The 14908-nt window shown below is 67.1% G+C and carries 15 protein-coding genes; all 15 read right to left on the minus strand.

Annotation, left to right across the window (positions count from 1 at the left end):
- Positions 1-89: 89 nt before the first annotated feature.
- Complete coding sequence (gene hpf, locus QUE68_RS21885; RefSeq protein ID WP_284228379.1) at positions 90-758, minus strand: ribosome hibernation-promoting factor, HPF/YfiA family; 669 nt, start codon at positions 756-758, stop codon at positions 90-92.
- 310 nt (positions 759-1068) lie between these two features.
- Positions 1069-1692, minus strand: coding sequence for a ComF family protein (locus QUE68_RS21890; RefSeq protein ID WP_286275904.1), 624 nt, complete (start codon positions 1690-1692; stop codon positions 1069-1071).
- Positions 1693-1862: 170 nt separating this feature from the next.
- Positions 1863-3167, minus strand: a complete 1305-nt coding sequence (locus tag QUE68_RS21895; protein ID WP_286274440.1) for an HNH endonuclease signature motif containing protein — start codon at positions 3165-3167, stop codon at positions 1863-1865.
- 51 nt (positions 3168-3218) lie between these two features.
- Positions 3219-4988, minus strand: coding sequence for an MtrAB system accessory lipoprotein LpqB (gene lpqB, locus QUE68_RS21900; protein WP_284228381.1), 1770 nt, complete (start codon positions 4986-4988; stop codon positions 3219-3221).
- Positions 4985-6634 carry an MtrAB system histidine kinase MtrB gene (gene mtrB / locus QUE68_RS21905; protein WP_286274441.1) on the minus strand — a complete coding sequence of 550 codons (1650 nt, stop codon included), beginning with the start codon at positions 6632-6634 and terminating at the stop codon, positions 4985-4987. Before mtrB ends, lpqB begins: the two co-directional genes overlap by 4 nt.
- 7 nt (positions 6635-6641) lie before the next feature.
- Entirely contained in the window at positions 6642-7328 is a 687-nt protein-coding gene (gene mtrA / locus QUE68_RS21910; protein ID WP_284228383.1) for a two-component system response regulator MtrA, read from the minus strand.
- 56 nt (positions 7329-7384) lie between these two features.
- A complete protein-coding gene (locus QUE68_RS21915) occupies positions 7385-8014 on the minus strand; it encodes a dTMP kinase (RefSeq protein ID WP_286274442.1) in 630 nt (209 codons plus the stop codon).
- A gap of 56 nt (positions 8015-8070) precedes the next feature.
- Positions 8071-9387: a lipase family protein gene (locus QUE68_RS21920; RefSeq protein ID WP_286274443.1), complete on the minus strand. Its 1317-nt coding sequence runs from the start codon at positions 9385-9387 to the stop codon at positions 8071-8073.
- Positions 9388-9520: 133 nt separating this feature from the next.
- On the minus strand, positions 9521-10000 hold the full coding sequence (locus QUE68_RS21925; RefSeq protein WP_284228386.1) for a hypothetical protein: 480 nt from the start codon (positions 9998-10000) through the stop codon (positions 9521-9523).
- A 45-nt stretch (positions 10001-10045) separates the two neighbouring features.
- Positions 10046-11515, minus strand: coding sequence for an adenosylhomocysteinase (gene ahcY, locus QUE68_RS21930; protein ID WP_284228387.1), 1470 nt, complete (start codon positions 11513-11515; stop codon positions 10046-10048).
- Between the two features lie 144 nt (positions 11516-11659).
- The gene (gene alkX / locus QUE68_RS21935; RefSeq protein WP_284228388.1) at positions 11660-12292 is read right to left on the minus strand and encodes a TetR family transcriptional regulator AlkX; all 633 of its coding nucleotides are present in this window, start codon (positions 12290-12292) and stop codon (positions 11660-11662) included.
- A gap of 17 nt (positions 12293-12309) precedes the next feature.
- Positions 12310-12492, minus strand: coding sequence for a rubredoxin (locus tag QUE68_RS21940; RefSeq protein WP_284228389.1), 183 nt, complete (start codon positions 12490-12492; stop codon positions 12310-12312).
- Positions 12489-12662 carry a rubredoxin gene (locus tag QUE68_RS21945; protein ID WP_284228390.1) on the minus strand — a complete coding sequence of 58 codons (174 nt, stop codon included), beginning with the start codon at positions 12660-12662 and terminating at the stop codon, positions 12489-12491. The genes QUE68_RS21940 and QUE68_RS21945 overlap by 4 nt, the downstream gene beginning before the upstream one ends.
- Positions 12659-13873 carry an alkane 1-monooxygenase gene (locus QUE68_RS21950; RefSeq protein ID WP_286275905.1) on the minus strand — a complete coding sequence of 405 codons (1215 nt, stop codon included), beginning with the start codon at positions 13871-13873 and terminating at the stop codon, positions 12659-12661. The genes QUE68_RS21945 and QUE68_RS21950 overlap by 4 nt, the downstream gene beginning before the upstream one ends.
- Positions 13874-14061: 188 nt before the next feature.
- Positions 14062-14766, minus strand: a complete 705-nt coding sequence (locus QUE68_RS21955; RefSeq protein WP_286274444.1) for a class I SAM-dependent methyltransferase — start codon at positions 14764-14766, stop codon at positions 14062-14064.
- Positions 14767-14908: the final 142 nt, after the last annotated feature.

A 14908-nucleotide genomic window follows, 5' to 3' on the forward strand; every position in this document is an offset into this window, starting at 1 on the left:
CCTCGCTCAACTTCAAACGAGGTCCATCGTAGGTGACTCGCCGAGCCATCCCGCCGATCTCGCAGTCCAGCCGGTCGAACCGGCCGTCTCTACGCGAGCCGGATCAGCCCGTAGTCGTAGGCGTGGCGCCGGTAGACGACGGTCGGCTTGTCGCTTTCCTTGTCGTGGAAGAGGAAGAAGTCGTGGCCGACCAGTTCCATCTCGTAGAGCGCGTCGTCGACGTCCATCGGCGTCGCGGTGTGTTCCTTGGTTCGCACGATGCGGCCCGGTTCGTGGTCCTCGACAGCCGGGACGTCGTCTTCGACGGGGGCCGGCGCGGGTTCGAGCAGCTGGGTGATCGCGGTGGCTTCGGCCAGTGAGACCGGCGTCTTCTCGCCGTAGTGGATCTTGCGGCGGTCCTTGCTGCGCCTGAGGCGGTTCTCGAGTTTGCTGATCGCGGACTCGAACGCGGCGTAGAAACTGTCCGCGCAGGCCTCGCCGCGGGCCACCGGACCGCGGCCCCTTGCGGTGATCTCGACGTGCTGGCAGTTCTTGCGTTGGCGGCGGTTGCGTTCGTGGTCGAGTTCGACGTCGAACAAGTAGATGGAGCGATCGAAGCGTTCGAGGCGCGCGAGTTTCTCGGCGACGTAGGTACGGAAGTGTTCGGGGATTTCGACGTTGCGGCCCTTGACGACGATCTCGGCGTTCGGGCCCTCCTGCGGCTCGGCCTCGTCGTCGACCATCGTCGGGCCGTTGGTGTCCATGGATTGTATTGACATACTTGGCAACTCGTTCCTCTTGGGCTTGACCGTCCAAGCACGCACCACGCGCACCCGGTTGGAAACGGAGAACGCACCGAAGGATCTCGAAATGTCGTCGACCCGCGGCGCTAGGTGTCGAGTACTCACCTCCTGCCGCTTCTTGGGCGACGTAGCGCGGGTTCTCGGCGCTGCCGCACGTCGTTCACGGATGGTTGGCTTCGACGGTAGTCGCTGTTCACCCGCATGTGCCACCTATTCGACAGACCTGTTTTGACTTCTTCACCTCGGTTTGATCTCTACGTAATCAGCGCTCCGGCGGACGGCCCGGTCACGCGTGCGCGACGGCGAGAATTCCGGCCACGTCGACACCAGCGGTTTGCAGGACGCGGACCGACTCCGCGGCGGTGGTTCCGGTCGTGACGACGTCGTCGACGAGCAGGACCGTCCCGGCCACGGGCCGCCGGAGCTTCACTCGACCCGCGACGTTGCGCTGTCGCTGGGCCGGCGACAAGCCCACCGAATCGCGGGTGAGCGCCCTCGTCCGCAGGGCGACCACGACGGTGGCGCCGGGGACCGCGGCGGCCCTGGCCATGGCGGTGACGGGATCCCCGCCGCGCCGGCGCGCCGCCGACCACCGAGTGGGGGCGGGCACCAGCGTCAGCGGGACCCCGACGATGCCCCAGGCCGCCAATCGGGACACCCCGGCCCCGAGCGCGGCGGACAACGGCGCGATGAGATCGGTGCGGCCGTGCTCCTTCATCGCGATGATGGCCGCGCGCCTGGGCCCCGCGTAGCGGCCGAGCGAGAAGACGGGCACGCCGGGGTCGACGCGGGGCGCGATGACGAGCGGTTCGTCGGGCGGCACCGCCAACGCCCGCGAGCACGTCGGGCACCAACGGGTGCCCGGCAGACCGCAGCCGCCGCACTCCACCGGCAGCACCAGATCCAGCAGCATGCGTGCAGTGTGGCGGGTGCGTCCGACATGGCGCCGCGGTTCACGCTCATGGCGCACTGAGGCGCGCCATTGACGACATGTGACAACCGCTCGTCGAGTCAAGCGAATTGGACTCCCGCAGAGCGGGTTTCACGCCACCGGCACCCAAGTACCCCACCGGGGTGCGGCTAGTTGCTCACTGGTGGCGGTTGGGGCTGGAAGGGTTCATACCACCACCAGTCGGCGCGTTCGCCGGTCGGTCCGCGACACGGTGCGACCCGTGGTGGGGGTCGGGTTGGTGGGCGGGCCAGCGATCCCGCGGTCAGCGTTCGGCCCTGGGCGTCGGTGACGACGAGGTGGTGGGCGGGTCCGGTGAGGGTGATGATCCCCCGGTGATGCAGGCGGTGGTGGTGCGGGCACACCAACGCGAGGTTGGCCAGCTCGGTGAGCCCGCCGTCCTCCCAGTGCCGAAGGTGGTGGGCGTGCAGACCGCGGGTGGCCCCGCAGCCGGGGACCACGCAGCAGCGGTCACGGTGCTCCAACGCCCGACGCAGCCGGCGACTGATCAGCCGGGTCTCCCGGCCCGCCCCGATCACCTGGCCGTGGCGTTGGAACCACACCTCGCAGGTGGCGTCACAGGTCAGGTAGCGGCGGTCGGCGTCAGACAGCAGCGGACCCAGATGCAGCGCCGCGATGCGCTGCTCGACGTCCAGATGCACCACCACGGTGGTGCGCTGTCCGTGCGGGCGCCGCGCCACGTCGGCGTCCCACCCCGCCTCGACTAGACTCAGGAACCCGTCGACGGTGCTCGGCACCGGCGGGCACTGCCCACCGGCGCCGTCGGGGTGGTCGCGTTTCCACTGCGCGATCAGGGCGTCGGTGTGGGAGTTCACCGCCGCGTCGAACGTCGCCGCCTCGGCGTGGGGCAGGGTGATCCGAAACGTGGTGGATTCCTCGTCCTCGGTCTTGCTGAACGACCGCGGCGGTTCGGGGCGAGGCTCGGGCTCGGCATCCGGGTCGGGGTCGGGGTCGGGGTCGGGTTCGGGTTCGGGTGAGGGTTCGGGGTCGGGGCGGGGTTCCCACTTGACCGCGGTGCGGAGCTGGCTGACCGTGGCACTGGCCGCCAACCCGGCGTAGTGCTCATCGGAACCCGCGGCTGCGCGGCCGGCGATGACGCCGACCTGATCCAGCGACAGCCGTCCTTCTCTCATGTCGGCCGCGCAGCGAGGGAACTCCTCGAGCCGGTGCGCGACGGTGGCGATGGTCTCCGCGTTGGCCGGTGACACGCCGGTCTTCCACGCCACCAACGCCGGAACCGACCGGCACCCGGTGGCACCCCACAACTCGTCGTGGTCGATTTCGGCCACGACCTCCACGATGCGGCCATCGATCGCATTGCGCTGACCGGTCAACTCCGCCAACTCCTCGAACAACACCTCCAACCGCTCACAGGGGCTCACCCCGGGAGCGAAAGAAACTGCCGTCGACGACATGACCCCATCATCACAGGAGGGTCCGACATCGATGATGAATCGTCGTAGAGCTCAGCCGGGCAGGACCGGGATCGCACCCGCCACCATGAGTGGCCGCACCTCTACCCACATCAGGTCGTTCTCGGCGGCCGACCCCGAGAGTTGCAGCACCCCACGCTGATCCGCGACGTACAGGGTCGAGGGGTTGGCCGCGACCGTCGAGACCGGCGCGAGCAGGTTCTGACTGGGACCGTCGGAGTTGACACCGTCGAGGTTGACGTAGGACACCGGATGCTGCCGGTCGGTCCGGCTGACGACGATGTCGTCGCCGGTGCGCCACGACAGCGACACGGCGGTGTCACCGAGCCCGAAGCCCAGCCGCCGGGGATAGGCCAGCGCATAGAGCCCGCCCTGGGTCTGCTCGACACCGGCGAGGATGACCTGACCGTCGATGACCATCGCCGCGCGGGTGCCGTCGCGCGACAGCTGCAGCTCGGACAGCGGGCCGGGGAACTTGGTGAGCACCGCGGTGGCGTCGACGGGGATCCGGGCGGGCTGGCCCGAGGCCGCCTCCTGGATCACGCGCACGACGTTGATACCGTCCACCACCACCCAGATCGCATCGTCTAGTGACCAACTGGGACGTGACAGCGTGCGCCCGTCGATGACCTGGGAGGCGTTCCCACCGACCGGACCGATCCACAGCGACGACGCCATGTCCGGCGCGCCGGGACGCAGCGCCACCACCGAGGCCACCTCCTGACCGCTGCGTGACAGGGTCGCCGCCGCCTGGTCCGGCAGGTCGCCGAAGGAGCCCGCCACCCGCGGTGCCCGCTGACCGTCGAGTGACACCAGTGAGCCACCGAGTAGGGCGTGCAGACCGGCGGCGGCGCCGGGGTCGGCGCCGGGGTCGGTCGCCGCGACGTCGGAGGTGTTCCAGCCGTCGGCGAACCGGTCGTCGAGCGCCGCGCCATCGGAGTCGATCACGTACGGCCCGTTGATCCCCGACCGGTTCAGGGTCCATATGATCTGGGCGGCAAGCAATTGCCGGGAATGCGGATCAGTGGTCGACAGGTTCTCCAGGTCGATCTGCGCACCGCCGTAGCCCCGGCCGACGCCGGTCTTGCCGCCGTCGGCGCGCGTGACGGGCCCGCGCAACCGCAGCGGCGGACCGAGCAGATTGCGCACGGTGTTCGCCATCTCGGGCCGAGGGCCGGCCACCAGCTTGCTCACCAGCTCGGTGGCCAGTTGATCGGGATCCGATACCGCCACATAACGCGGGTCGGGAACGACGGTCTTGCCGGTCGGGTCGACGAAGTACAGCGTGTTGCGCTTGTAGGTCGACAGGAACTGCTGCCAGTCGAGGAAGACGCCATTCGGCAGCTTGTCTATACGCCAACCGCCCGAGGTCTTCACCAATTCGATCGGGCCGGGGTCGGGTAGTGCGCCCTCGCCGGTCTCGAACACGCCCATGTCGGACAGCGATCCCAGGATGTCGGCCTTCATGGTCACCGAAACGCTGTCGGGGCCCCGGGTTTCGACGAAGACGACACGGTCGATCAGGAGGGCGCTGCCGGCGTCGTCCCACCCGTCGGACGCTGACTCGGTAAGGAATTGCCTGGCGGCGAGATGCCGATTCGCCGGATCGGCGGTGGCCTTGAGGAATTCCCGCAGCAGGACGTCGGGGTCCATGTCGGGAGTCGGGGTGGGCAGGCTGGGCGGGGCGGGGCGGTCCATGGTCCCCAACGCCTGGGGCGCCGAGGAACTCGGCACACCGGCACACCCCGCGATGGCCAGGACGAGGGCCAGCAGCAGCGAGACCACCGCCGGCGCCCGTGTCACGTGCGGTCCCCGGCGGGCTCGCGCTCGCGAACCGTGCGGCGCGGCGGGTTGTCGGGCCCAACGGGCTTGAGCGGCAACGGACTTGCCGTTACCTTGTGGCCGCGCACCAGCGGTAGCGTCAGCCGGAAGCAGGCTCCCTTGCCCGGCTCTCCCCACGCCTCGAGCCTGCCCTGGTGCAGCCGCGCGTCCTCGATCGAGATGGCCAGCCCCAGCCCCGTGCCGCCGGATTGCCGGACCCGCGACGGATCGGACCGCCAGAATCGGCTGAACACCAACTTCTCCTCGCCGGGACGGAGCCCGACCCCGTAGTCGCGCACCGTGACCGCGACCGTGTCCTCGTCGGCGGCCATCCGGATCCGCACCGGCTTGCCCTCGGCGTGGTCGATCGCGTTGGCGATCAGGTTGCGCAGGATGCGCTCCACCCGCCGGGCGTCGACCTCCGCGATGACGACGTCCGCCGGCATGTCCACGATCAGCTCGACCGAGGCGTCCTTGGCTAGGTGCCCGACGTTCTCCAGCGCACTCTCGACCGTCAGCCGTAGGTCTTCGGACTCCACCGACAGCTCGGCGACGCCCGCATCGTGGCGCGAGATCTCGAGCAGGTCGCTGAGCAGCGTCTCGAACCGGTCGAGTTCGTTGACCATCAACTCGGTCGCCCGCCGCAGCGCGGGCTCGAGGTCGTCACTGTGGTCGTAGATCAGATCGGCGGCCATCCGAACCGTCGTCAGTGGGGTGCGCAGCTCGTGACTGACGTCAGAGGTGAAGCGGCGCTGGAGGTTTCCGAACTCCTCCAGTTGGGTGATCTGTCGCGACAGGCTCTCGGCCATGTCGTTGAACGACACGGCGAGCCGGGCCATGTCGTCCTCGCCCCGCACCGGCATGCGCTCGGTCAGGTGACCCTCGGCGAACCGCTCGGCGATGCGCGACGCCGACCGCACCGGCAGCACGATTTGGCGCGCCACCAGGAGCGCGATCGCGGCGAGGAGCCCGAGCAATACGATGCCGCCGGTGACCATCGTGCCGCGCACCAATGCGATGGTGCTCTCCTCGTTGTTCAGCGGGAAGATCAGATACAGCTCGAGATTGGTGACCGGCGAAGACGTCGGGCTGCCGACGATCAGGGCCGGCCCGGAGAAGCCGTCGGTGTTCACCGCGGCGTACTGATAGCTGACCTGACCGGCCTTGACGAAGTCCCTCAGCGCCGTGGGGATCTGCTGGATCGGGCCCGCGGCGGTCGCCGCCCGCGGTCCGTCCCCGGGCACGACGAGCACCGCGTCGAACGCACCTGCCAGTCCGGCACCCGCGTCGACCTTGCGATCGATGAGGGTGTTGCGCGCCAATTGGAGGCTGCTGTCCAGCGAGCGCGTCTCCTCGCCCCCCACGATGCCGCTGACCGTGGTGCGCGCGCGCTCGATCTCCTCGGTCGCCCCGCGCACCTTGGCCTCGAGGATGCGATCGGTGATCTGACTTGTCAGGACGAAACCGAGCACGAGGATCACGGCAAGCGACAACCCGATGGTCAGCGTGACCACCCGCAGCTGCAACGACCGACGCCACGCGAAGCTCAGCGCGCGGCCCAGGGTCCCCAGACCCCGCAGCATCGGGGCCGAGCGGCTTCGAATGCGCCGCCTCGAGCCCCAGATCACTGCATCCTCACGGTGGCCCGGCCTTGTACCCCACTCCTCGAACGGTGAGCACCACCTGCGGGTTCTCCGGATCAGTCTCGACCTTGGCGCGCAACCGCTGGACGTGCACGTTCACCAGGCGGGTATCAGCCGGGTGGCGATACCCCCAAACCTGTTCGAGCAGCACATCCCGAGTAAACACCTGCCGCGGTTTGCGTGCCAGCGCCACCAACAGGTCGAACTCCAGCGGCGTGAGGGAGATCTGCTCGCCGCCGCGGGTGACCTTGTGCGCGGGCACATCGATTTCGACGTCGGCGATGGACAACATCTCGGCGGGACCGTCGTCGTTGCGGCGCAGCCGCGCCCGGACCCGGGCGACGAGTTCCTTCTGCTTGAAGGGCTTCATTACGTAGTCGTCGGCGCCGGACTCCAGCCCCAGCACCACGTCCACGGTGTCGGTCTTGGCCGTCAGCATGACGATCGGCACGCCCGAGTCGGCGCGCAGCACGCGGCACACGTCGATGCCGTTCATCCCGGGCAACATGAGGTCGAGCAGTACCAAATCGGGCCGTAGTTCTCGGACCGCGCTCAGCGCCTGAGTGCCGTCACCGATCACCGCGGTGTCGAAACCCTCGCCTCTCAGGACGATGGTGAGCATCTCGGCGAGCGACGGATCGTCGTCGACGACCAGAATCCTTTGCCTCATGGTGCCCATCGTGACACCGAAACGCGATAAATCCCGGTTACCACACCGGGCGTTTCGACTGCAGATCAGCCCGCCAGCACCTGCGCGAGGTCGTGGGCGACCACGTCGGGACCGGCGACCGCCCAGCGTCCTGCCCACCGCGCCGCGGCGAGGGCGGCGTAGGCGGCACCGGTCCGGCGTTGCAGACCGTCATCGCGCTCGTAGGCGTCACGGGCGCGGTCGGCCTCCGACTCCTCGCGGCGCCGGGCCCGCTCGGCCGCCAACTCGGTCGGCACCGCGAGCAGCACCTGCCAGTCGGGGGCGGGCATGGCGAACCGGCCGAACTCCAATCCCGCCACCCAGTCGACGACCTCGCCGTCGATCCCCTGATGCAATCGCGCCGCGCTGTAGGCGGCGTTCGACGCGACGTAGCGATCGAGGATGACGACATCGTGTGACGCGCGCAGCCGCTCGATCTCGACCTTGGCGTCGGCCCGGTCGAGCGCGAAGAGCGTCGCCATCGCGTACACCGAGGACGCCAGGTCACCGTGTTCGCCGTGCAGGGCCTCCGCGGCGAGATCGGCGTGCACCGACTGGTGGTAGCGCGGGAACGCCAGCCGGGCGACGGTCTTACCGGCCGCCTCCAACGAACTGCGCAGCCCATCGGTCAGTGTCCGCTTGCCTGCGCCGTCGACGCCCTCGATCGCGATGAGCAATGTGCACACCTCTCGAAATCGCGTCGCTCCTGCCCTCCGGCGGAGAGCGTAGCCCGCTAGAACCGTCCGCAGTTCGGCGTGGTCGGGACGCCGTTGAATCGATCGGCGATCCACTGCATCGCCGCCTCGCCGTCGACGAGCATCGGCAACGCGTGATTGATTACGAGCTTGTTCAGGAACGGCGGCTGTTCGTTGGTGCGGAACTCGACGTCGGCGCCCTTGGCGCACCAGTCACGGCCCAGCTGGTTGGCACCGGTCCACGGCACCAGCGGGTCGAAGCGGTTGCTGTTGATCAGCACGGGCGCAGCGGGTTTCAGCGTGCCGATGCGCTGCAGGTCGAACAGCGACCTGAACGGTTCGCGCTCGACGAGCGAGATGAGGTCCTCGGTGAAGTACGGCTGCAGGTGGCGAAACATGAACTTGGAGACCGTCTCGGCGATGCACTGATCCTGCACCTCTTGCAGGAGGTCGACGCCCCGCGGCGTCATCGCCGCTCGGATCGCGTCCCCAAACTCGGGATAGGTGGTGATCACCGAGTTCAGCGCGTAGCCGACCACGCCGACCAGTGCGCTGCCGTCGGCATAGGGGAAGAGTTCTCTCAGGTCAGCGGGTGGCGCCCCCGCGTAGGTACCCACGACCTTGACTTCCGGAGCATAGGACGGTGCCAGTTCCGCAGCGGCTGCGGCCGCGCCGCCACCCTGCGAATAACCCCAAAAGGCGAGCGGGCCTTCGGGATCGAGTGAGGTGTCGGGGATTCTCATCGCGGCCCGGCCGGCGTCGAGCATGGCGTTGCCCTCCGCGACCCGGTTGACGTAGGTGTGGAGACCAGGCGTGCCAAGCCCCTGATAGTCGGTCATGACGATGGCGAACCCTCGCGCCACCATGGTCGCGACGAACAACTCCTCGTAGTTGAACGTCAAGTCGAGGTACGGGGAGAAGTGGATGCCCTGGTTGAACTGCCGCGATGGCGCACACTGATCGCCTTGGCCCTGGGTGCCAGGCCCGTAGACGATCAGTGGGCGCGGCCCATGCCCCGGCCAATCGTTGAACGGCTCGAAGTACGTGCCGGTCACGGCGATCGGATTGCCGCGAGCGTCGTTGCTGCGGTACATGATTCGGGTGCCCGTCGCCATGATCGCACCGAGCTGCCCGGACGGTTCGAGGACCAAGCGGGACGGCTCGGTCCGGATGAGGTCACCGGGACGGCCGAGTGGCAGCGGTTCCGGTGGAGTGTAGAACGCCAGGTATTGGTCTTCGTTGTACTTCGGATCGCGTACGTCGTTCGTCGGATCGGGCTCCGCGCGCGACGGCGGGACCGTCGTAAGAGTTCCGCACAGCAACAGAACGAGAAGAACCCCCACGACCCGACTCATGATGTCCGCAACCGTAACAGTCGGCGACACATTTGTAACGCGCACAACGAGACGCTCACATGAAAGTGGTTGTCTCACAGGGACTGATCACCAACGGGCCCGTCACGCACTCGATTGCTAGTTCTGCGCGCCATCAGTCGTCGAACGCAGAGATGACCAGTTGGCTGCCGGTGCGGGTCAGGTACGCCGCGCTTCGCCAGCCCGACGAACTCAGGGTTTCGTCGAGGGCAGCGGACGTCAGGAAGGGACCCTCCGGAAGCTCAGACTCGAGGACCCCTTGGACGGTGGGCCGCTTGCCTTCCTCGATCGGTTGGTAAGCGGTGAGCAGTGCCGCCGTCGCCGGCTCAAGCGTCACCACCGCGTCGATCCAGTACGTCGTGGGAGCCGCGAGGCCGTCGGTCGCGCTGTTCCAGGTCACCCACGACGCCGACAGCGGGCTGCCGAGGGCGGGGAACCTCGTGGTCAACGGGCCGAGGTCGTGCCGAATCTCCGTGGGCGCGGGAACGGCAGCCTCGTCGGCCCCCTGGCAGCCCGTCAGCAGCGAGCAGGCGACCACACCGACGAGGAGCAGGCGTCTTACCGCCGCGCCGAGTGGCCAGTCATCGCACATCATTCGCGAATTCGCGTGCAACAACTGGCCACTCGGCGCAGGAAGAACTCAGTAGCGGTAGTGCTCGGGCTTGTACGGGCCGTCGACGTCGACGTTGATGTACTCAGCCTGTTCCTTGGTGAGGCGAGTGAGAGAGCCGCCTAGTGCTTCCACGTGAATCTTGGCGACCTTCTCGTCGAGGTGCTTGGCCAGCCGGTAGACCTCGTTGTCGTACTCGTCGTTCTTGGTCCACAGCTCGATCTGCGCGATGACCTGGTTCGAGAAGCTGTTGCTCATCACAAACGAGGGGTGCCCGGTGGCGTTGCCCAGATTCAGCAGCCGACCCTCGGACAGCACGATGATCGAGTGGCCGTCCTTGAACGTGAACTCGTCGACCTGCGGCTTGATGTTGATGCGGATCACGTCGGGGTCGCGCTCGAGGCGGGCCATCTCGATCTCGTCGTCGAAGTGGCCGATGTTGCCCAGGATTGCCTGGTGCTTCATCGACCGCATGTGATCGAGGGTGATGATGCCCTGGTTGCCCGTGGCGGTGATGACGATGTCGGCCCAGCCAATGGCCTCTTCGACCGTCTTGACCTCGAAGCCGTCCATCAGCGCCTGCAGCGCGTTGATCGGGTCGATCTCGGTGACCGCCACGCGTGCACCCTGGGCCTTGAGCGCCTCGGCGCAGCCCTTGCCGACGTCGCCGTAGCCGCACACCAGCGCGGCCTTGCCGCCGATGAGAACGTCGGTGCCGCGGTTGATGCCGTCGATCAGCGAGTGCCGGGTGCCGTACTTGTTGTCGAACTTGGACTTGGTCACCGAGTCGTTGACGTTGATGGCCGGGAACGAGAGTTCACCGGCGGCGGCGAACTGGTACAGGCGCAGCACGCCGGTGGTGGTCTCCTCGGTCACGCCCTTCACGGATTCGGCGATCTTGGTCCACTTGGTCTTGTCGGTCTCGAAGCGCTCGCGGATCAGCGCAAGGAACACCTTGTACTCGTCGGAGGCGTCGTCCTCCGTGGGGGGCACCACGCCGGCCTTCTCGAACTGTGCGCCGCGCAGCACCAGCATGGTGGCGTCGCCGCCGTCGTCGAGGATCATGTTGGCCGGCTCGTTCGGCCAGGTCAGCATCTGCTCGGCGCACCACCAGTAGTCCTCGAGGCTCTCGCCCTTCCACGCGAACACCGGGACGCCCTTGGGCTCCTCGACGGTCCCGTGCGGGCCGACCACGGTGGCGGCGGCGGCATGGTCCTGGGTGGAGAAGATGTTGCAGCTTGCCCATCGAACTTCAGCCCCGAGGCTCACCAACGTCTCGATGAGGACGGCGGTCTGCACGGTCATGTGCAGCGATCCGGACACACGGGCGCCCTTGAGCGGCAGCACGTCGGCGTACTCGCGGCGCAGCGTCATCAAGCCGGGCATCTCGTGCTCGGCGAGGCGGATCTCCTTGCGGCCGAATTCGGCCAGCTCCAGGTCGACCACCTTGAAGTCGATGCCGTTGCGGACTTCGGCGGTGAGTGTGGTTGATGCAGTCATGTAGAGCCCTTACTTCGTTGGTCTTCGTGCGTCGTTGGTCTTCGGTGCTGCCTCTGCGCACGCAGGTGCGCCGGCGACATCCAAAGCCTGCGGGCTCGCGGGACAGGCGCTCGTGCATTTTGAACAGTGATGGCGCTCTGCCGGCTAAGAGATGTCAGTGACACCGTATCGCTCGGCGAACGGTGTCATCAAACGGGCCAGGTCATGGGCAACGTCATGATCAGCCTCAGGTGGCATCGATACGTAGCTCATCGCCAGCCGGACGATCGCCCTGGCCAGCACTCCGGCGTCTTCCTCGCTGGCGTGGACCCAGCTGTCCATGAACGTCGACGTGAGTCGCTGCGAACACCGCGTGATGATGGGCGCGCTGTCGGTGGTGATGATCTCGAGGAGGTCGGGCTTGGCCGCGCCGGTCAGCAGCGAGATCACCAGCGGGTCGGACGCCGACTCGGCGAAGAATGCCCGGAAGCCCTCGTGGAACGCGGCGTGGATGTCGCCGACATTGCCGTCGATTGCCTCGGCGACCGCGTCGACCAGCCGGTCGGCCAGCCGCAAGGCATACCCCTCGGCCAGCCCCTGGCGTGAGCCGAACTCGTTGTAGATGGTCTGGCGGCTGATCCCGGCCGCCTTGGCGACGTCGGACAGCGTGATCGACGACCAGTCGCGGACCAACAGCATGTCCCGCATGCCGTCGAGGATCGAGCCGCGCAACAGCACTCGCGACGCCTCGGCGTACGGCACGCGAGGTGCCGTACGCCGATCCGACGGAGTACTCATATGCGCGAGGGTAGCCGTCACGGCCGGGCGACCTCGACCATCTCGAAGTCCGACTTCGCCGCGCCGCAGTCCGGGCAACTCCAGTCCTCGGGGATGTCATCCCAGCGGGTGCCGGGGGCGATACCGTCCTCGGGCCAGCCCTTCTCCTCGTCGTACTCGAAGCCGCACTGCACGCAGACGAACAACTTGTAATCGTTCACGGGGACACTCCGATCTCTTGAAAATCAATCTTCTCGCGGACTGCGCAGTCCGGGCAGCACCAGTCGTCGGGCACTTGGTCCCACGATGTCCCGGCCGAAAAGCCTTCGCGTGGAGCACCTTTCGCCTCGTCATAGACATAGTCGCAGCCCGGGCACCTGAAGGAACTCATACCGCACCACCGTCGGCTCCGTACTTGGCAAGCACCTTGTCGCGCATCCGCGGATGGATGTTCACCCGACTGAGGTCGCCGCCGTAGTGGGCGAGCACCCGGTGGTCCATCACCCTGCGCCACAGCGGCGGGAAGTACGTCAGGCCGATCATCGACGCGTACCCGCTGGGCAGGTTCGGCGCGCCCTCCATGCTGCGCAGCGTCTGGTAGCGGCGGGTCGGGTTGGCATGGTGGTCACTGTGCCGCTGCAGGTGGTAGAGGAACAGGTTGGTCACCAAATGATCTGAGTTCCAACTGTGCTCGGGGGCGCAGCGCTCGTAGCGGCCGCTGGAGGTCTTCTTCCGGAGCAGCCCGTAGTGCTCGAGGTAGTTGACGGTCTCGAGCAGCGTGAACCCGAAGACGGCCGAGATGACCACGTACGGGATGAGCGCTAGGCCGAAGACCGCGATCAGCGCGCCGTAGAGCACCAGCGACATCGCCCACGCATTCAACACGTCGTTGGAGAGGTGCCAGGGACTCTTGTCCAGCTGACGCAGCCGCTGCGCCTCGAGTTCCCACGACGACTTCAGGCTGCCCCACACGCTGCGCGGCAAGAACTCCCAGAACGTCTCACCGAAGCGCGCCGACGCCGGATCCTCCGGTGTGGCGACGCGGACGTGGTGACCGCGGTTGTGCTCGATGAAGAAGTGGCCGTAGCAGGTCTGCGCCAGGGTGATCTTGCTCAGCCAGCGTTCCAGGCTGTCCTTCTTGTGGCCGAGCTCGTGCGCGGTATTGATGCCGACGCCGCCCATCATGCCGACCGATAGCGCCAGGCCGATCTTGGCCGGCCAGCCCAGCGACCCGTCGAAGCCAAGCCAACCGAGGTCACCGGCGGTGAACAGGTACGCACCCAGGACGACGGTGACGTACTGGAACGGGATGAAGCTGTAGGTGCAGTACCGGTAGTACTTGTCCTTCTCCAGTCGCTCGACGACCTCGTCGGGCGGGTTCTCTCCGTCCGGGCCGAACCACCGATCCAGCAGCGGGAGGACCAGATACACCAGGATCGGGCCGATCCAGAACGGCGCCTGCGCGGCCGCGTGCCAGCCCAGCTGGTTGAGCGCCCATACGACGGGCAGCATCACCAGCACCGCGGTGGGCACGATCAGGCCCATCAGCCACAGGTAGCGCTTCTTGTCGCGCCACTGGTCGACGGGGGTCGTGGCGTCCATCTGCGTCGTCACGGTCGATTCACCTCCATGTGAGAGCCATCACTGCGTGCCCTTGACTATAGGGCAGCAGATGTCGGCTGTCTAGACACTGGAGGTTGTTTTGTAAAGCGCTGCTTCGCTACGACGTCCCGACGTTCTCGTCGACACCGGAGAGCGCGGCCCCTCGGAGCTGCCGCGACAGGAGCACCTCAGCGAAGAACCTTGTGGTAGAGCTTGCGGGCGAGCGGACTGGTCCGGGCCAGGTGGGCCGGCGTCTTCGGGATGGCGACGAGAATGACCACTTCGTGCCCGTCGAAGGACCTCTCGGGGAACGTCGCGGTCAGCCGGCTCTTGGCAAAACCCTTGACCAGCGCAGCCCGATAGCGAGCGGCGAACTCAGGCTGGGTGAACAACGTCTTGTTGTAACCGATGCCGAAGGGCACGAGCGTGCCTCCGCCGCGAAGGTAATCCAGCGTGCCCACACAGACATCGGGCCACTGCTGGTTGAAGACGTCGTCGGCGATGACGATCCCGCCCGGGCAGAGACAACCGGCGGCCAAGGTCATGTCGGATCGCACGATCCCGGAAGTGTGTCCTCCGTCGACACTGAACAATCGCGTGCCGGTCATCTCCGCAACGTCACCGGGATGCAGCTGCGTCGAGTCGCCCTGGTGGACGACGACCGGCCGCTTCGACCACTTCTGAAGGTTCTGCTGGAACTTGTCGAAATCGCCGAGACCCGACTGATCGACGTTGAGTTCCTGATCGTCGAACAGGTCGATGGCCACTGAATTCTCCGACGGCCGTTGCAGCAAGTGCATGCCGATCAGTAGGCGACCGTGGTGCACACCGATCTCGACGACCGAGCCACCGATTCCGTCCGAGCGCTGAGCGGCGTCGAGGACTTTCACCATGTCAAACACCGGACCCTCGGTGTATCCGCCGACGCGGCGTTGACCCAAGTATCGGTATCGGGCGTATCCCATGCATCCTCAGCTAACTCGATCAGTCGCCCGAACGGTACGGTCGATGGATCTCAAGCATGCCGGATCCCGA

The sequence above is a fragment of the Mycolicibacterium sp. TUM20985 genome, assembly GCF_030295745.1.
Taxonomy (GTDB): Bacteria; Actinomycetota; Actinomycetes; order Mycobacteriales; family Mycobacteriaceae; genus Mycobacterium.

What these genes read in the sequence shown, in the direction of transcription:
- QUE68_RS21925 (WP_284228386.1), bottom strand. Translation starts at nt 10,000, where the DNA reads ATGATGTGCGATGACTGGCCACTCGGCGCGGCGGTAAGACGCCTGCTC.
- mtrA (WP_284228383.1), bottom strand. Translation starts at nt 7,328, where the DNA reads ATGGGCACCATGAGGCAAAGGATTCTGGTCGTCGACGACGATCCGTCG.
- QUE68_RS21945 (WP_284228390.1), bottom strand. Translation starts at nt 12,662, where the DNA reads ATGAGTTCCTTCAGGTGCCCGGGCTGCGACTATGTCTATGACGAGGCG.
- QUE68_RS21895 (WP_286274440.1), bottom strand. Translation starts at nt 3,167, where the DNA reads ATGTCGTCGACGGCAGTTTCTTTCGCTCCCGGGGTGAGCCCCTGTGAG.
- ahcY (WP_284228387.1), bottom strand. Translation starts at nt 11,515, where the DNA reads ATGACTGCATCAACCACACTCACCGCCGAAGTCCGCAACGGCATCGAC.
- QUE68_RS21920 (WP_286274443.1), bottom strand. Translation starts at nt 9,387, where the DNA reads ATGAGTCGGGTCGTGGGGGTTCTTCTCGTTCTGTTGCTGTGCGGAACT.
- QUE68_RS21955 (WP_286274444.1), bottom strand. Translation starts at nt 14,766, where the DNA reads ATGGTGAAAGTCCTCGACGCCGCTCAGCGCTCGGACGGAATCGGTGGC.
- hpf (WP_284228379.1), bottom strand. Translation starts at nt 758, where the DNA reads ATGTCAATACAATCCATGGACACCAACGGCCCGACGATGGTCGACGAC.
- alkX (WP_284228388.1), bottom strand. Translation starts at nt 12,292, where the DNA reads ATGAGTACTCCGTCGGATCGGCGTACGGCACCTCGCGTGCCGTACGCC.
- QUE68_RS21950 (WP_286275905.1), bottom strand. Translation starts at nt 13,873, where the DNA reads ATGGACGCCACGACCCCCGTCGACCAGTGGCGCGACAAGAAGCGCTAC.